The sequence below is a fragment of the Pseudomonas sp. X4 genome, assembly GCF_040784925.1.
GTDB classification, from domain to species: domain Bacteria; phylum Pseudomonadota; class Gammaproteobacteria; order Pseudomonadales; family Pseudomonadaceae; genus Aquipseudomonas; species Aquipseudomonas putida_Z.
Map to the genome: position 1 here is coordinate 2565767 of NZ_CP160798.1, position 19613 is coordinate 2585379.

At 61.0% G+C, this 19613-nt stretch carries 8 protein-coding genes; 7 read left to right on the forward strand and 1 reads right to left on the reverse strand.

Annotated elements, in window-relative coordinates:
• Nucleotides 1–800: 800 nt before the first annotated feature.
• The 6 genes from ABX298_RS11350 to ABX298_RS11375 all read left to right on the forward strand — a co-directional run bounded on the left by ABX298_RS11350 (nucleotide 801) and on the right by ABX298_RS11375 (nucleotide 17922).
• On the forward strand, nucleotides 801–13388 hold the full coding sequence (locus tag ABX298_RS11350) for a retention module-containing protein (protein ID WP_367394394.1): 12588 nt from the start codon (nucleotides 801–803) through the stop codon (nucleotides 13386–13388).
• 307 nt (nucleotides 13389–13695) lie between these two features.
• A complete protein-coding gene (locus ABX298_RS11355) occupies nucleotides 13696–14037 on the forward strand; it encodes a tryptophan synthase subunit beta (protein ID WP_367394395.1) in 342 nt (113 codons plus the stop codon).
• A gap of 199 nt (nucleotides 14038–14236) precedes the next feature.
• A complete protein-coding gene (locus tag ABX298_RS11360) occupies nucleotides 14237–15136 on the forward strand; it encodes a TauD/TfdA dioxygenase family protein (RefSeq protein ID WP_367394396.1) in 900 nt (299 codons plus the stop codon).
• Nucleotides 15137–15154: 18 nt separating this feature from the next.
• Nucleotides 15155–16174 carry an ABC transporter substrate-binding protein gene (locus tag ABX298_RS11365; protein ID WP_367394397.1) on the forward strand — a complete coding sequence of 340 codons (1020 nt, stop codon included), beginning with the start codon at nucleotides 15155–15157 and terminating at the stop codon, nucleotides 16172–16174.
• Between the two features lie 6 nt (nucleotides 16175–16180).
• Nucleotides 16181–17044, forward strand: a complete 864-nt coding sequence (locus tag ABX298_RS11370) for an ABC transporter ATP-binding protein (protein WP_025337263.1) — start codon at nucleotides 16181–16183, stop codon at nucleotides 17042–17044.
• A 14-nt stretch (nucleotides 17045–17058) separates the two neighbouring features.
• Nucleotides 17059–17922 carry an ABC transporter permease gene (locus ABX298_RS11375; protein ID WP_367394398.1) on the forward strand — a complete coding sequence of 288 codons (864 nt, stop codon included), beginning with the start codon at nucleotides 17059–17061 and terminating at the stop codon, nucleotides 17920–17922.
• A gap of 118 nt (nucleotides 17923–18040) precedes the next feature.
• On the opposite strand, the gene ABX298_RS11380 is transcribed toward ABX298_RS11375, so the two are convergent.
• Complete coding sequence (locus ABX298_RS11380) at nucleotides 18041–18601, reverse strand: WYL domain-containing protein (protein ID WP_025337264.1); 561 nt, start codon at nucleotides 18599–18601, stop codon at nucleotides 18041–18043.
• Between the two features lie 207 nt (nucleotides 18602–18808).
• Here ABX298_RS11380 and ABX298_RS11385 point away from each other — a divergent pair, with 207 nt between their 5' ends.
• Entirely contained in the window at nucleotides 18809–19603 is a 795-nt protein-coding gene (locus ABX298_RS11385; RefSeq protein ID WP_025337265.1) for a tetratricopeptide repeat protein, read from the forward strand.
• The last annotated feature ends 10 nt before the right edge of the window (nucleotides 19604–19613 follow it).

Genomic DNA, 19613 nt, shown 5'->3' on the forward strand with positions numbered 1-19613 from the left:
AGCGGTGGATGTTTCATTTTTGATCCAGTCAGCATCCAGCCCGAATTAATTTGCAGCATAGCCTGCCATCCGTCTGGCGGCAGAAGAGTTGTCGGTATCGACTTGTAGCTTGTCAATAAACAGGCGCTTATTTGTTGACGTCATTCAGTAACTAATTAGGCAAAATTTATTATTGGAAAGCAGGTCGCTGACAGGCTTTGGCTCGACAATCGACTACGTTTTCTCATTTTCGGGCTGGCAGTATTTGCGCAGTGGTTCGCTATCTCTTTGATCTACGGCAAATCGGGTGCCGGATTGTGCAGCAGGGCGGGCTGCTGGCGCCGTGAGCTATCGTATGGCCGTGTTTTTGCCTGGCTTCCCGATCACTATCTGGCTGCCTTCAGGCAAGGTTTGTGCTTGTAACCAAGCAATGATCCGAGCGAGCGAAAAGTGACTTGGTTATTGACGCATGAATCTTTGACAGCTACCGATGAGCGGTTGTCCTGTCGCATTCTTTGCGGTTACCTAGGCACGAGGAAAGCAGCTGAAAGTCCTCACTGAAGACGCTTTGGATGATGTACGACACTTATCCTCAAGAAACGCATGGTTAAGATTCGAATATCAATGTGACATTACATTGCTGATTGTTTAGGATGGCAATGTATAAGGTCAATAGTTTGGCATTTGGTCAATTCCAAAAAGTTATAGACGGGATATTGACGCCAGTAAGCGTCAAGAGATCATCGACATAGTTCCGCCTGAAGTGGTCTGCGAGTGCCGCTCTGGCAGGGAAGTACCCATCGGGTCACACGGAGAGTCCAATGAGCAGCGTTGTAGCCATCGTCAAAAGTATTGTCGGCCAGGTTATTGCGGTATCCCCAGAGGGCATTCGGCGTGTTCTGATTGAAGGGGACCGCCTGCTGGCCGGTGAAGAAGTGCTCACCGGCCCGGGTGGTGCAGTTACTTTGGAGCTGGCCGATGGCCGTCTGCTCGACCTGGGTCGTGATAGCCAGTGGAGCGCCGATGCGCCAGACAGCAGCACCGACCTGAGCCAGGCGACCGCACAGGCCGCGCCGTCGGTGGAGGAGCTGCAACAGGCGATCGCTGCCGGTGTCGACCCGACTACCGAGCTTGAAGCGACTGCGGCTGGCCCATCGTCGGCGGGCGGTGGTGGCGCACTGGGCGGTGGCCACAGCTTTGTCATGCTCGAAGAAACCGCGGGCCGGGTCGACCCTACCGTCGGCTTCCCGACTGACGGGCTGGGCTTTGCTGCCGTGCTCGATGGCGAAGAGGTTGGCGTGCTGGATACCACCAGCAACAACCAGGTAACTACGCCGACGACGGATACCAGCGTTGCTACCGACCTGGTTCTAGTCGCTACCCCGTCCATCAGCGAAGCGGGTGGCGTAATCGTTTATACCGCTACGGTTGGCCAGGCACCGAGCACCAACCTGGTGGTCACCCTTTCCAACGGGGCCGTAATCGTCATTCCGGCCGGGCAGACCTCGGGCAGCGTCAACGTCGTGGTTCCGGCAAACGATACCCCGTATATCGACGGGGACCAGATTTCGGCGACCGTAACGAGCACCACCGGGGGCGGTGGGCTGACGGTGACCGTGCCGCAAACGCCGGCGGTTACCCAGGTTACCGATACCATCGACACTACCACCGCGACCCTGACCGCTTCGCCAAGCGTGACTGAAGGTGGCGTCATCACCTACACCGTGACCCTGAGCAACCCAGCGCAGACCCCGGTGACCGTGACCCTGTCCAACGGCCAGACCATTACCATCGAAGCTGGCAAGACCCAGGGCAGCGTTGACTTCCAGACCCCGGCCAACGACGTCTATAACAACGGCTCGACCGTCAGCACCACGATTACCGGTGCGACCGGCGGTAACTTCGAGCAGTTGGTGCCGAACCCGACCCCGGCTCAGACCACCATCAACGACTCGGTCGACACCACCACCGCGACCCTGACGGCGAACCCGTCGGTGACCGAAGGCGGCGTCATCACCTACACCGTGACCCTGAGCAATCCGGCTCAAACCCCGGTGACCGTAACCCTGTCCAACGGCCAGACCATTACCGTCGAAGCCGGTAAAACCCAGGGCAGCGTCGATTTCCAGACTCCGGCTAACGACGTCTACAACAACGGCTCGACCGTCAGCGTCACCATCGAGGGCGCCACGGGCGGCAACTTCGAGCAACTGACCCCGAATCCGACACCAGCCTCGACTGTGATCGGTGACAGTATCGATACTGTCACCGTAAGCATCGTCAGCAATGGCAATGTGACCGAAGACCAGCAGCCTTCCTTCACCGTGAAAGTAAGCCAGGCACTGGACCGTCCTCTGACTGTCACTTTGTCCAACGGCGACACCGTGACCATCGAAGCTGGCAAGACCGAAGTCGAGTACAAGACCTCGGCCCAGGGTGATGACGTAATCAAGGACGCTGGCTCTGTCACCCTCAGCGTCACGGACGCTACCGTATCGGGTGCCACTTTCGAGAAGCTGGACCTTGGTGGGCCGGCGACCGTTGAAATCTCGGACACCATCAGTGAAGTCGTCGCTACTCTGACCGTCGACAAGGCCTCCGTAACCGAGGGTGGCCAGGTGACCTACACCGTCACCCTGACCAACACACAGGGCCTGCCGGTTACTCAACACGGCGTATTGACCTTCACTCTGAGTGATGGGACGAAAGTCACCATCCCGGCCAACAACGCGTCGGGTACCGCGACCATCACGGTCGCCGATGACGTTTATGTCGGTGGTCAGGCGGCTATCGCGAACAAGCTGGAATCCGTATCGGGTGCGGACAGCTTCGAGAAGCTGACGCTCAGCGGTGATACCGTCACCACCTCCGTAACCGACGAGCCAGGCTCCGGCATTCCGGGTACTGGTAACCAGGGCGATCTGGTACAGGTCACCATCACCGCCGACCAGCCCTCGGTGGCTGAGAACCTCAAGCCGACCTTCACCGTACGCATCAATGCCCCGTTGGAACACGACCTGGTCGTGACCCTGAGCAACAATGCCCAGGTCACCATCAAGGCTGGCGATACCAGCGCGCCGTATACTCACGACGCGCAGGGCGATGATGTCTATAACGACGCCGGCCAGATCAGTCTGGGCGTCGAGTCGGCGGCAGATGTCGACGGGCGAGTCTTCGAGAACCTGCAGCTGGGCGGTCCCGCTTCGGTCGAGGTGACCGATACCATCAGCGAAGTGGTGGCCAAGCTGACGGCCACCGAGTCCGTCACCGAAGGTGGCGAGATCACCTACACCGTCACGCTGACCAGCAAAGACGGCTTGCCGCTCAACAGCCACTCGACGCTGTACTTCACCCTCAGTGATGGCAAGACCGTTGTTGTGGTACCGGCCAACAGCACCACCGGTTCGATCACCGTGACCGCGCCGGACAACGTATACGTGGGCGCCAATGCGCCAGTGGTCAACGCGATCGACTCGGTCAGCGGTGCAGACGCGTGGAAGTTCGAAAAGCTGACCTTGGACAAGACCGAAGTCAGTACCACGGTGACTGACGAGCCCGGAACCCCAGGCCCTGGCGGCGATATCGTCAAGGTCACCATCGAGGCCAATCAGGATTCGGTCTTCGAGAACCAGAACCCGACCTTCACCGTGAAGATCAACACCGTTCTGGCGCACGACCTGGTCGTGACCCTGAGCAACAATGCCCAGGTCACTATCAAGGCGGGCGAAACCAGCGTGCAGTACACCCACGCCGAGCAGGGTGAAGATGTTTATCAGGATGCTGGCGAAATCAGCGTGGGCCTCAAGTCGGCGGCCGATACCGCAGGCAGCAGCTTCGAAAACCTGCAATTGGGCGGCGATGCGTCGGTGAAAGTAACCGACACCATCAACGAAGTGGTGGCCAAGCTGACGGCCTCCGAGTCCGTCACCGAAGGTGGCGAGATTACCTACACCGTCACACTGACCAGCAAAGACGGCCTGCCGATCAATAGCCACTCGACGCTGTACTTCACCCTCAGCGACGGCAAGACCGTTGTTGTAGTGCCGGCCAACAGCACCACCGGCTCGATCACTGTGACCGCGCCGAATGACATCTATGTAGGCGCTCAGCCTGTCGTCAATGCGATCGACTCGGTCAGCGGTGCCGACGCGTGGAAGTTTGAAAAGCTTACCCTGGACAAGACAGAGATCAGCACCACCGTCACAGACGGACCAGACTCTGAGGACACCACCTTCCTGACCCTGTCTGCTACGCCGACAGTGGCCGAAGGCGGCAAGATCACCTACACCGCCACCTTGACCAACAAGGCGGGCACCGACCTGGTGATCAAGCTGAGCAACGGTGAAACCATCACCATCGCCGCTGGCTCGAAAGAAGCCTCGATCACTATCGATGCACCAAGCGACGACGTCTACGTCGATGCCGAAGACTTGAGCGTAACCGTCACCGGCACCACCGGTGGCGACTTCGAGAAACTCGACGTCAGCAGTACTGCGGCCGTGACCAAGGTCACCGACACCATCGACACCACTACCGTCACCCTGACCGCCACGCAAAGCGTGGTCGAGGGCGGCGTGGTGACTTACACCGCGTCGGTCAACCACAAGGTCACCGGTTCCGATCTGGTGGTGAAGTTGGCCAACGGCCAGACCATCACCATTCCGGTGGGCGAGTCGTCGGCTTCGGTACCGTTCACCGCGCCGAACAACGTCCATAACACCAACCTGGACCTGACCAACAAGATCACCGACATCTCGGGCGGCAATTACGAGAAGACCGTGGCCGTTGGTGAACCGGTGACCACCGTCACCGACAACCCGGCGACCCCGGATGTCACCACGCTCACCCTGACCGCGACGGATACCGTGGCCGAAGGCGGCAAGATCACCTACACGGCCACCCTGACCAACAAGGCCGGTACTGACCTGGTGATCAAGCTGAGCAACGGCGAGAGCATCACCATTGCCGCGGGCTCGAAGGAAGCCTCGATCACCATCAATGCCCCAAGCGATGACGTGTACCTCGATGCCGAAAGCCTGAGCGTGACCGTTACCGGCACCACCGGTGGTGACTTCGAGAAACTGGACGTCAGCAGTACTGCGGCCGTGACCAAGGTGACCGATACCATCGACACCACCACGGTGACCCTGACCGCCACGCAAAGTGTGGTCGAGGGCGGCGTGGTGACTTACACCGCTTCGGTGAACCACAAAGTCACCGGTTCGGACCTGGTGGTGAAGTTGGCCAACGGCCAGACCATCACCATCCCGGTGGGCGAGTCGTCTGCTTCGGTACCGTTCACCGTGCCGAACAACGTCCACAACACCAACCTGGACCTGACCAACAAGATCACCGATATCTCGGGCGGCAACTACGAGAAGACCGTGGCCGTAGGTGAGCCGGTGACCACCGTCACCGACAATCCGGCGACTCCGGATGTCACCACGCTCATCCTGACCGCGACGGATACTGTGGCCGAAGGCGGCAAGATCACCTACACCGCCACCTTGACCAACAAGGCGGGCACTGACCTCGTGATCAAGCTGAGCAACGGCGAGACCATCACCATCGCCGCGGGCTCGAAGGAAGCGTCGATCACCGTCGATGCCCCAAGCGACGACGTCTACGTCGATGCCGAAGACCTGAGCGTAACCGTCACCGGCACCACCGGTGGCGACTTCGAGAAACTTGATGTCAGCAGCACCGCGGCTGTGACCAAGGTCACCGACACCATCGACACCACTACCGTCACCCTGACCGCGACTTCGACCGTCGCTGAAGGCGGCGTGGTGACTTACACCGCGTCGGTCAACCACAAAGTCACCGGTTCCGATCTGGTAGTGAAACTGGCCAACGGCCAGACCATCACCATTCCGGTGGGTGAGTCGTCGGCTTCGGTACCATTCACCGCACCGAACAACGTCCACAACACCAACCTGGACCTGACCAACAAGATCACCGATATCTCGGGCGGCAACTACGAGAAGACCGTGGCGGTTGGCGAGCCAGTGACCAATGTCACTGACAACCCGGCCACACCAGATGTAACGAACCTGAGCCTCAGCGCCACCAGCACTGTCGCTGAAGGCGGCAAGATCACCTACACCGCCACCCTGACCAACAAGGCTGGCACCGACCTGGTGATCAAGCTGAGCAACGGTGAGAGCATCACCATCGCGGCTGGCTCGAAAGAAGCCTCGATCACCATCGATGCGCCGAGCGACGATGTGTATGTCGATGCCGAAGACCTGAGCGTGACCATCACCGGCACCACTGGTGGCGACTTCGAGAAACTTGACGTCAGCAGCACCGCGGCTGTGACCAAGGTCACCGACACCATCGACACCACTACCGTCACCCTGACGGCGACTTCGACTGTCGCTGAAGGCGGCGTGGTGACTTACACCGCTTCGGTGAACCACAAAGTCACCGGTTCCGATCTGGTAGTGAAACTGGCCAACGGCCAGACCATCACCATCCCGGTAGGCGAGTCGTCTGCTTCTGTGCCATTCACCGCACCGAACAACGTCCACAACACCAACCTGGACCTGACCAACAAGATCACCAATATCTCGGGCGGCAATTACGAGAAGACCGTGGCCGTTGGTGAACCGGTGACCACCGTCACCGACAACCCGGCGACTCCGGATGTCACCACGCTCACCCTGACCGCAACGGACACCGTGGCCGAAGGTGGCAAGATCACCTACACCGCTACCTTGACCAACAAGGCCGGTACCGACCTGGTGATCAAGCTGAGCAACGGTGAAACCATCACCATCGCAGCCGGCTCGAAGGAAGCGTCGATCACCATCGATGCCCCAAGCGATGACGTGTACGTCGATGCCGAAAACCTGAGCGTGACTGTCACCGGCACCACCGGTGGCGACTTCGAGAAGCTCGACGTCAGCAGCACTGCGGCCGTGACCAAGGTCACCGACACCATCGACACCACTACGGTCACCCTGACCGCGACTTCGACCGTCGCTGAAGGCGGCGTGGTGACCTACACCGCGTCGGTCAACCACAAGGTCACCGGTTCCGATCTGGTAGTGAAGTTGGCCAACGGCCAGACCATTACCATCCCGGTGGGCGAGTCGTCGGCATCGGTACCGTTCACCGCACCGAACAACGTCCACAACACCAATCTGGACCTGACCAACAAGATCACCGACATCTCGGGCGGCAATTACGAGAAGACCGTGGCGGTTGGCGAGCCAGTGACCACGGTCACCGACAACCCGGCCACTCCGGACATCACTACGCTCACCCTGACCGCGACGGATACCGTGGCTGAAGGCGGGGCGATCACCTATACCGCTACCCTGACCAACAAGGCCGGCACTGACCTGGTGATCAAACTGAGCAACGGTGAAACCATCACCATCGCGGCCGGCTCGAAGGAAGCCTCGATCACCATCGATGCCCCAAGCGACGATGTGTATGTCGATGCCGAAGACCTGAGCGTGACCGTTACCGGCACCACCGGTGGTGACTTCGAGAAGCTGGACGTCAGCAGTACTGCGGCTGTGACCAAGGTGACCGACACCATCGACACCACCACCGTGACCCTGACCGCCACGCAAAGCGTGGTCGAGGGCGGCGTGGTGACCTACACCGCATCGGTCAACCACAAGGTCACCGGTTCCGATTTGGTGGTGAAACTGGCCAACGGCCAGACCATCACCATTCCAGTGGGCGAGTCGTCGGCATCGGTGCCGTTCACCGCGCCGAACAACGTCCACAACACCAACCTGGACTTGACCAACAAGATCACCGACATCTCGGGCGGCAATTACGAGAAGACCGTGGCCGTTGGTGAACCGGTGACCACCGTCACCGACAACCCGGCGACTCCGGACGTCACCACGCTCACCCTGACCGCGACGGATACCGTGGCTGAAGGCGGGGCGATCACCTATACCGCCAGCCTGACCAACAAGGCTGGCACCGACCTAGTGATCAAGCTGAGCAACGGTGAGACGATCACCATCGCCGCCGGCTCGAAAGAAGCCTCGATCACTATCGACGCCCCAAGCGACGACGTCTACGTCGATGCCGAAGACCTGAGCGTGACTGTCACCGGCACCACCGGTGGCGACTTCGAGAAGCTGAACATCAGCAGCACTGCAGCCGTGACCAAGGTCACCGACACCATCGACTCCACTACCGTCACCCTGACCGCGACTTCGACCGTCGCTGAAGGCGGCGTGGTGACCTACACCGCGTCGGTTAACCACAAGGTCACCGGTTCGGACCTGGTGGTGAAGTTGGCCAACGGCCAGACCATCACCATCCCGGTGGGCGAGTCGTCGGCTTCGGTACCGTTCACTGCACCGAACAACGTGCACAACACCAACCTGGACCTGACCAACAAGATCACCAATATCTCGGGCGGCAATTACGAGAAGACCGTGGCCGTAGGCGAGCCGGTGACCACTGTCACTGACAATCCGGCCACTCCGGACATAACCACGCTCACCCTGACCGCAACGGACACCGTGGCCGAAGGTGGCAAGATCACCTATACAGCTACCTTGACCAACAAGGCCGGTACCGACTTGGTGATCAAGCTGAGCAACGGTGAGACGATCACCATCGCCGCCGGTTCGAAAGAAGCGTCGATCACCATCAATGCCCCAAGCGATGACGTGTACCTCGATGCCGAAAACCTGAGCGTGACCGTCACCGGTACCACCGGTGGTGATTTCGAGAAGCTGGACGTCAGCAGCACCGCAGCTGTGACCAAGGTCACCGACACCATCGACACCACCACCGTGACCCTGACCGCCACGCAAAGTGTGGTCGAGGGCGGCGTGGTGACTTACACCGCGTCGGTCAACCACAAAGTCACCGGTTCCGATCTGGTAGTGAAGTTGGCCAACGGCCAGACCATCACCATCCCGGTGGGCGATTCGTCGGCTTCGGTACCGTTCACTGCACCGAACAACGTCCACAACACCAACCTGGACCTGACCAACAAGATCACCAATATCTCGGGTGGCAACTACGAGAAGACCGTGGCCGTTGGCGAGCCGGTGACCACTGTCACTGACAATCCGGCCACTCCGGACATCACCACGCTCACCCTGACCGCAACGGACACCGTGGCCGAAGGTGGCAAGATCACCTACACCGCTACCTTGACCAACAAGGCCGGTACCGACTTGGTGATCAAGCTGAGCAACGGTGAAACCATCACCATCGCAGCCGGCTCGAAGGAAGCGTCGATCACCATCAATGCGCCAAGCGACGACGTGTACCTCGATGCCGAAAACCTGAGCGTGACTGTCACCGGCACCACCGGTGGCGACTTCGAGAAGCTGAACATCAGCAACTCTGCAGCTGTGACCAAAGTCACCGATACCCTCGATAACACCGGTCTGACCCTGACTGCCACTCCTACCGTCCAGGAAGGTGGCCAGATCACCTACACCGCCACCTTGACCAACAAGGCCGGCACCGACATGACCATCAAGCTCAGCAACGGTGCCGTCATCAGCATCGAAGCGGGCAAGCTCTCCGGTAGCGTTACCGTTCCGGCGCCTACCGATGACGTCTATATCGATGCAGGCAACGTTTCGGCGAAGATCACCGAAACCAGCGGTGGCAACTTCGAGAAACTGAATGTCAGCGATACGGCGGCGGTCACTGCGGTAACGGATACCATCCAGACCACCACCCTCAGCATCAGCGGCACCTCCGCGGTCGCCGAAGGTGGCGATGCCACGTACGTCCTGAACCTGACCAACAAGGCCGAGAGCGACGTCACCGTCAAACTGACCTACACCGGCACCGCGGCCGATGGCACGGACTACACCGGCGTGGCCACCGTGGTGATCAAGGCCAACAGCACGCAGGCAACGTTCACCATCCCGACCCTCAAGGACAACTTCACCGAGGGCACCGAGCATTTCACCGTCAAGATCGATTCGGCCACTGGCGGCAACTTCGAGAAGCTCGACATCAGCTCCAGCGCCGGCAGCGTGACCACCCAGATCTTCGAGCCAGCCCCGGTTCTGGACCTGGATGGCAACGACTCCAGCGGCAAGACCGGTGCCGACTACCAGACCACCTTCACCGAGAACCAGCCAGGCAGTGGTGTGTCGATCGGCGATGTGGACGTCACCATCACCGACTTCGACAGCTCGAAGCTGACTGGCGCGACGGTCACCCTGACCAACCGCCAGCCGGGTGACGCGCTGAACCTGGGCAACAGTGTCAACGGCATCACGATCAACGCCAACAGCACCGACGGCAAGGTAGTCCTGACCCTGAGCGGCACCGCATCGCTGGCCGACTATATCCAGGCGATCAAGAACATCACCTTCATCAACAGCAGCGAGAACCCGAGCACCACGCCTCGTATCATTACCGTGACGGTGACCGACGGCGTTAATACCTCGAACACCGCCACGACCACGGTGAATGTGATCGCCGTCAACGACGCACCGGTCGCCACTGGCGGCGCTGTCACTGGCGTCGAAGACACGCCGCTGGTGCTGACCTGGAACGACTTCAACATTTCCGACGTCGACAGCGCCCTGTCGAGCCTGGGTGTGACCTTCACCCAGCTGCCAGCGGGTTCCCTGCAGCTCTTCAACGGCACCGCCTGGGGCAACGTCGCCCAGAACCAGACCGTCAGCCAGGCCGACATCGCTGCCGGCAACCTGCGGTTCGTGCCGAAACCCAACGAGTCGGGTATCGACGGATATGGCGGAACGGGCGTCGGCAACAAGCAGGCCGACTATGCCCAGATCAAGTACAAGCCTACCGACGGTACCGCTGCTGGTGGCGAGGCCACGCTGAAGGTCGATATTGCACCTGTAGCCGACAAGCCTGGCCTGAACATCGGCAGCAACACCCCCGATTCGCTTGGCCTGACCAAGGAAACCTGGAACAGCCTCACGGGCCTGGGCACCAACGGCAACGGCATCAGCGGTACTGCGCTGAAGAACGTGTTCGCCAACTCTGGCAGTGCCAGCAAGACCGAGCAGGTTACCAGCGCCGATTCGGGTGGCAGCGTTGCCGCCGGCACTGGCTCCAAGACCTCCGGCCTGATCTACCTGGAAGCCGGCCAGACCTACACCTTCAGCGGCACCGCCGATGACAGCCTGCAGGTCTACATCGGCAAAACCAGCGTGGTCGGCGCCACCTGGGGGGCGGGCGGTACGATCTCCGGCAGCTTCTCGCCGCCTGTCAGCGGCTACTACACCCTGGAGATCTACCACGCCAACCAGTCCGGCCCGGGCAGCTTGGATATCAACGTCAAGGTCGGTAACGGCCCAGTGACCGACCTGAGCAGCTCGGCCATCCCGATGTACCCGAACGTTGCGGCGATGGGTAACGCCGGGCTTTCCGTGTCCGATTTCCATGGCAGTGACGGCCAGGGTTACTACGACGGCTACAAGCTCAACGAAGGGCCGGAGAACGGCACCGTCAAGCTGGTTGGCATTTCCACCAACCTGACCGACACCGACGGCTCCGAGAGCCTGAGCGTCAAGCTGGACGGCATTCCGGCAGGTTCGGTGCTCAGCGATGGCGCCGGTCATACCGTAACCGTCGGCGCCACTTCGGTTGACGTCACCGGCTGGAGCCTCAACGGCCTGAGCATCAAGCCGCCGGCGTACTACCAGGGCAGTTTCGATGTGAAGGTCACCTCGACCGCTACCGAAAGCGTGGGCGGCAGCAAAGCCTCCACCGAAGGCACGATCAAGGTAACTGTCTATCCGGACACCTACACCGCCAACAACCTGACCACCGACAGCGACAGTTTCACCGGCACCGCCACCAGCGACATCATCGTTGCCGACATCAGTGGCCTGCATGTGACGCCGGGTCAGGACTACAACATTGCGTTCATCGTCGATACCTCAGGCAGCATGGGCAGCGCGGTCGATGCCGCGCGCAACTCGCTGAAGTCGGTGTTCGATACCTTGGCCAACAGCGTCAAGGGCGCGCAGTCCGGTACAGTGAACATCCTGCTGGTGGACTTCTCCACCCAGGTGAACAGCACGGTTTCGGTCAACCTGGGCGACAAGAACGCGTTGAGCACGCTCTACACTGCGCTCAATACGCTCTATTCCAACGGCTCGACCAACTACGAGGATGCCTTCAAGACCACCGCTAACTGGTTCAAGCAATTGATGGACGCGGGCAACACCGGCAGCCGCCAGACGTTCTTCATCACCGACGGCCAGCCGAACGTGTACCAGACCGGCGAGTATGACCCCACGCTCATGAACTCAAGCTACACACTGGATGCAGTGCTGAAGTCGATCAACTACAAATTGGGTGATGTGGTCACTAACAAGCTCGTGGGGAACAACAACCGATTCAGCATCGACGCCGCTGGCAACATGACCGCCGAGTACAAAACCGGAAGCGGCAACAACTGGAAGACCGACAGTTATGCAAGCGGACAGTTGCATGCTCAGGGAGATGGTACTTATGAGTTTTCCTACGCCACTTCCGACCGCTGGACCGACTACTATGCGGACCTCAATTCCCAGCAGAGCTTCCTGTTGTTGTCCAAGCTGTCTGGCGTGGAGGCCATTGGCCTCAACAGCGCGGTCAACGTCAACGACCTGAAGCCTTACGACACCGATAGCAAGCCGCAGACCAATATCGACCCGAGCAAACTGGCGGAAGCGATCCTGGGCCACACCGAAGCCACCGTGCCAGGCAATGACACCGTCAACGGTGGTGATGGCAACGACATCATCTTCGGTGACCTGGTGAGCTTCGGTTCGGTCGCCGGCAACGGTGTCGAAGCCATACAGGGATATGTCGCAGGCCAGCTGGGTGTGGCCCTGGGTGATGTCGACGGTCGCGTGCTGCACAAGTACATCGTCGAGCACATCAGCGAATTCGATGTCTCGCGCAGCAACGATGGCAATGACATTCTCAACGGTGGCGCGGGCAATGACCTCCTGTTCGGCCAGGGCGGCGACGACACCCTCGACGGTGGCAAGGGCAATGACATCCTGATCGGTGGCCTGGGCAAGGACACCCTGCTCGGTGGTGAAGGCAATGACATCCTGCTTGGCGGCAAGGGCGATGACACCATGACTGGTGGCAGCGGTGCCGACACCTTCGTATGGAAGGCTGGCGATACCGGCAAAGACGTGATCAAGGATTTCAAGGTGGCCGAAGGCGACCGCATCGACCTCAAGGACCTGCTCCAGGGCGAGAAGGGCAGCACCATCGACAACTACCTGAAGCTCACCACGGTGGAAGGCACGACGACGCTGCAGGTCAGCAGCGAAGGCAAGCTCAATGCCGCCGGTGGTATCGCCAATGCCGACGTGACCATCAAGCTGGAAGGGGTGAACTGGTCCAACACCACGATCAACTCGTTGATCAGCGGTGCTGACCCGACCATCATCGTCCACAACAAGGACAGCTGATGCGCCAATGGGCTGCTCTGCAGCCCATAGCCATCACCGGCTTCAGGCTGGCGCTGTCCCTGTAGGAGCGGCCTTGTGTCGCGATGGGCTGCAGAGCAGCCCCCAGGTCTCCGAGGCATTGTTGCCGAAACCGTGGGGCCGCTTTGCGGCCCTATCGCGACACAAGGCCGCTCCTACAGGGCGCGTGCCAGGGCCTTTCCCGCAACTCCATGACAGCGCATACTCTGGCGCCGGGCCTGCGTGCCCGGTGATCTTTGCCTATGCTGCTGTCTACCACCCAGGAACCAATGTGACGAGGGGCACCGCCATGTTCTACGTGCAACGCGACGCCGCTGGCCAGTTGCAGCGGGTCGAAGCAGCCGCTTTTGACCAGTTCACCGAAATGCTCCCCGCCGACCATGCCGATATCCAGGAATGGTTTGCCGATGACGCGGTGGAAAACAGCCTCAACCAGCTCAAGCAAAGCGACCTCGACATGATCCGCGTGCTCGAGGACCTGATCGATGTACTGACCGCCAAGGGTGTGTTCAAGATCACCGACCTGCCCCCCGGTGCGCAGGCCAAGCTGCTCAACCGTTCTACAGCGCGCAAGGCGCTCAGCAGCCTGAACAACCTCATCGATGAAGAAGAGCAGGGCGGCTTGATCTGATTGCGTAGCGCCCCTGACAGCAGTGCTATGGTTATTCTTTAACGGTATTTAAAATAAAGCTCTTATGACTTTATAGTTACTTCCACTGCGTACCCGTCGACCAATCGATGCGCCGCACGACTTGAACCCACACGGGAAATCCCCGTGCGTTTCTGATCGTTGCGCGCCATTGAAGTCGCGCACTGCGTGGGAGTGAAAAATGTCAGCCGCCTCGAACGCCTTGTCGATCATCGACAGCGCCCAGCCGCAACGCTTCGAAATCCGCCCGTTCTCCGGTGCCGTAGGCGCCGAGATCATCGGCCTGGACCTGGCCAAACCGGTCAACGCCGAGGATTTCGCCCGTATCCATCGCGCCCACCTCGACCACCATGTGCTGGTGTTCCGCGACCAGCGCATCAGCCCCGACCAGCAGATCGCCTTCAGCCGCCGCTTCGGCCCATTGCAGATCCATGTGCTCAAGCAGTTCCTGCTCGCCGGCCACCCCGAGATCCTGATCGTTTCCAACATCATCGAAAACGGCCAGAACATCGGCCTGGGTGATGCCGGCAAGTTCTGGCACTCGGACCTGTCGTACAAGGAACTGCCCAGCCTTGGCTCCATGCTGCATGCCCAGGAACTGCCCGACGAGGGCGGCGATACCCTGTTCGCCGACATGCACAAGGCCTGGGACGCCGTACCCGCGGCCCTGCGCAACGTGGTCGAGGGCCGCAGTGCCGCTCACTCCTACACCGCCCGTTATGCCGAGACCAAGTTCGAAGGCAACTGGCGCCCGACCCTGAGCGCCGAGCAGCTGGCGCAGGTACAGGAAGTCATCCACCCGGTGGTGCGTACCCACCCGGAAAACGGCCGCAAGGCGCTGTTCGTCAGCGAAGGCTTCACCACCCGTATCGTCGGCCTGCCAAGTGACGAAAGCCGCGACGTGCTGCAACAGCTGTATGCCCTGAGCGTGCTTGAGCAGAACATCTACCGCCACCAGTGGCAGCCCCACGACCTGGTGTTCTGGGACAACCGCTCGCTGATCCACCTGGCCACCGGCTGCCCCGCACACCTGCGGCGCAAGCTTTACCGCACCACCATCCAGGGCGATGCCCCGTTCTGACGACTGAGGAAACCCATCATGCGTAAATCCATCAGCCGCCTGGCGGCAAGCATCGGCTTGGGCGCAAGCCTGGTCGTCGGCAGCCTGGCGGCCCCCGCCGCGGCGCAAGCAGAAGGCAAGATTCGCATCGCCGAACAGTTCGGTATCGTCTACCTGCTGCTGAACGTAGTGCGTGACCAGCATCTGATCGAAAAACATGGCAAGGAGCAGGGCATCGACATCGAAGTCGATTGGGCACAGCTGTCGGGTGGTTCGGCCATCAACGACGCACTGCTGTCCGGTTCGGTGGACATCGCCGGTGCCGGCGTCGGCCCACTGTTGACCGTGTGGGACCGCACCAAGGGCCGACAGAACGTCAAGGCCGTGGCCTCGCTGGGCAACTTCCCGTACTACCTGGTCAGCAGCAACCCCAACGTGAAGACCATTGCCGACCTCTCCGACAAGGACCGCATCGCCGTGCCGGCGGTAGGCGTTTCGGTGCAGTCGCGCTTCCTGCAATACGCCGCCGCCCAGCAATGGGGCGACAAGGAATACAACCGCCTCGACAAGTACACCCTGGCCGTGCCGCACCCGGATGCCACTGCCGCGCTGCTGGCCGGCGGCACCGAACTCAACGGGCACTTCTCCAACCCGCCGTTCCAGGACCAGGTGCTGGCCAACAAGAACGTGCACGTGATGCTCAACAGCTACGACCTGCTCGGCCCCAACTCGCCGACCTTGCTGTTCGCCACCGAAAAATTCCGCAAGGACAACCCCAAGACCTACAAGGCCTTCGTCGATGCGTTGGCCGAAGCCGCGGACTTCGCCCAGAAGGACAAGGCGGCCGCCGCCGACACCTACATCCGCGTGACCAAGGCCAAGATCGACCGCGACACACTGATCAAGCTGATCGACAACCCGCAGTACGAATTCACCGTCACGCCAAAGAACACCTACAAGCTGGCCGACTTCCTCTATCGGGTAGGCGCCATCAAGCACAAGCCGGAATCGTGGAAGGACTACTTCTTCCAGGATGAACGCCCACTGCAGGGGAGCTGACCGATCATGACCGCCCCATTGCCAGGCCACACGGCCAGCAACCTGAGCCGTGTCGCAACGCCGCCTTTGCTCAAGGTGGATAACCTCAGCCTCGAATACCGCACCGCGCAACGCGTGGTGCGGGCCACCCACCAGGTCAGCTTCGAAGTCGACCGTGCCGACCGCTTCGTGCTGCTCGGCCCCTCCGGCTGCGGCAAGTCCACCTTGCTCAAGGCCGTGGCCGGGTTCATCTCGCCCCAGGAAGGGCAGATTCTGCTGCAAGGTCAGCCAGTCAGCGGCCCAGGCCCCGACCGCATCGTGGTGTTCCAGGAGTTCGACCAGCTGCCGCCATGGAAGACGGTGAAACAGAACGTCATGTTCCCTCTGCTGGTGTCGGGCCAGCTGAAACGCGCCGAGGCCGAGGAGCGGGCGCTGCACTACCTGGAAAAAGTCGGCCTGGCCGCCTTCGCCGATGCCTACCCACACACCCTGTCGGGCGGTATGAAAGCGCGCGTGGCGATTGCCCGGGCCTTGGCCACGCAGCCGAAGATCCTGCTGATGGACGAACCGTTCGCGGCACTTGATGCGCTGACCCGGCGCAAGATGCAGGAAGAACTGCTGCTGCTGTGGGAGGAGGTGCGTTTTACCCTGCTGTTCGTTACCCACTCCATCGAAGAGGCTCTGGTGGTCGGCAACCGCATCCTGCTGCTGTCGCCCCACCCAGGGCGGGTGCGCGCCGAAGTGCACAGCCACCAGTACGACTTGGGCAGCCTGGGTGGCAGCGACTTCCAGGCCAGTGCCCGGCGCATCCATCGTTTGCTGTTCGATGAGGTGGATGCCCCCGAACAGCCCGACGATCTTGGTTTCAACGATATCCGTATCGCCTACTGACAGGAGCTTCAGCCATGACCACTACACCTGTACGCCAGGAATACGAGGTGCAGCTGGAGCCTTTGCTCAGTGTGCCTGTGGAACGCAACCTGCCATTGGCTCAGCGCCTGTGGCAGCACGGCTGGTTGCGCAAGGCGGTCATCCTGCTGGTGATCGCCGTACTGTGGGAGGCCATTGCCCGCTACCAGGGCAACGATCTGCTGCTACCAACCTTCCTGCAGACGGCCACGGCGCTGTGGGACGGCCTGGTCAGCGGTGAGCTGCCGGCCAAGGTTGGCGTGTCGCTGGTGATTCTGCTCAAGGGTTACCTGCTGGGGATCATCCTGGCCTTCGGCCTCACCAGCTTGGCGGTGTCGACCCAGCTTGGGCGCGATCTGCTGGGCACCCTGACCTCGATGTTCAACCCGTTGCCGGCGATTGCCTTGTTGCCCCTGGCCTTGCTGTGGTTCGGGCTGGGCGACAACAGCCTGATCTTCGTGCTGGTGCACTCGGTGCTATGGGCGCTGGCGCTGAACACCTATGCGGGCTTTCTCGGCGTGTCGGAAACCCTGCGCATGGCCGGGCGCAATTACGGCCTGAAAGGGCTGCGGCTGGTGCTGCATATCCTGGTGCCGGCGGCGTTGCCGTCGATCCTCTCGGGGCTGAAGATCGGCTGGGCATTCGCCTGGCGCACACTGATCGCTGCCGAACTGGTGTTCGGGGCCAGCAGTGGCAAAGGCGGGTTGGGTTGGTACATCTTCCAGAACCGCAACGAGCTGTACACCGACAAGGTGTTTGCCGGGTTGGCGGTGGTGATCCTGATCGGCTTGCTGGTGGAAGGGCTGGTGTTCAATACCCTCGAGCGGCTGACGGTACGGCGCTGGGGCATGCAGCTCTAACTGGTATGCCTGTGCCGGCCTCTTCGCGGGCTTGCCCGCTCCCACAGGAAAACCACACACTTCAGAATCTGTAGAGTACCTGTGGGAGCGGGCAAGCCCGCGAAGAGGCCAGCACAGGCTAAAAATTCTGGTACTGCGCCGCCGCATTGCTCAGGATCTTGCCAATCTCCTCCCGCAAGCCGCCCGGCTGCTCAACCACCACCCCATCGCCATGGCTCAACAGCCACCAGCGCAGTGGCCAGCCGTCACTCACCGTGGCCTGCAACCGATGCCCGTGCTCCAACGCCGTCAGCTGCATGTCGCTACTCAACGGCGCAACCCGCAACTGCCGCGCGAGCGTATCGCTGATCCGCGCCACCAACTCCACCCCCTCACCCCGAGCCGGTTGCAGCGCATCACCGCGCAGGTGCGTCAACAAGTCGAAATTGCCGCGCAAGTCGCCCACTGCGCTCGCCGACCAATGCCAGCCAAACGGGATGCTCTTGTCATTGCGCTCCAGCGGAAATATCAGCGACAGCTCATTGAGATCACGCTCGACAGTGCGTTTGCTGACAGTGAAGCCCACGTCACGCAGGCGCCAGACCAATTCGGCGCTGGTAATGCCTGGGGAGCGGCTGGGCAACTGGCGCAGCAGCGCCCACTGTCGGCTGAGGGTGGCGCGAGTTGTGGCGAACGGCAAAAGATAACGTCCTTGTCTAGGCTTGCCGCAATAGGATGGCGGCAGGCGTGGGGCATGGCAATTGGCCACAGCCTGCTCAGATCAAGGAAGTCGCATTTGGTTGCCTGGCGCCGAATCGTTCGCGACAGGTTTTGACGTTACGTCACGCAGAATCACGCCTCATCACAGCCGAAGGTTGGGGTTGTGTGTCGTTCAATGAGGATGAACATGTCTGCTGCCAGCAATATCCATTCGCTGCTTGCCCGCCTTTTGCCCGAGCGGGTCATTGCCCCACCGGCCGCTGTCGGGAGGCGACAGCGACTGTTTGCCGGGATAGGGTTGCCCAGCCAGCGCTCGCTGCTGGTCAGCCGCCTGGACGAAGCCAGCGACCTGCAGGCGGTGTACGTCGACCTGCGCCGCCAGGCCTTGCAAGGCAGCGTGGCGGCGCTCAACGACCTTGGCTGGATCTGGCTCAACGGCAAATACTGGCGTGCTGACACAGTGTTGGCCGGCCACCTGTTGCGCATGGCGGCCCTGCAAGGCAATGCCGCGGCATGGTTCAACCTTGGGCAGCAACATTACTTCGGCAAAGGCATCGAGCCCTCTTACATGCAGGCGGCGGAGTGCTACCGGCAGGCTTTCGAGCGGGGCATGCTGCATGCCGCTGCCGCGCTGGGTGACCTGTACGAGGAAGAGGTGTGTGATGGCGGCCTGCAGTGGCAGGTCGACCTGGTACAGGCCTACCAGTGGTTCCTGCGCGGGGCCGAGCAGGGCGAGGCACGCTGCCGTTTCGAGGTGGGCTACCGGCTGATGCATGGGCTGTACGTGGAGGCTGATCTCAAGGCCGCGCTGTACTGGCTGGAGCTGGCGGCAGCTGCGGGGGTGGTACAGGCGGCCGAAGAGCTGGCGGTGCACTTCAGCAGCCGTGACGAGGGCCGCTACCAGGAGTGGCGTGACCGGGCGGTGCAGATGGGCAGTACATTGGCCTTGACCATGAAGCTGGAAGACCAGATACAGCCCTGAATTTGCTGCT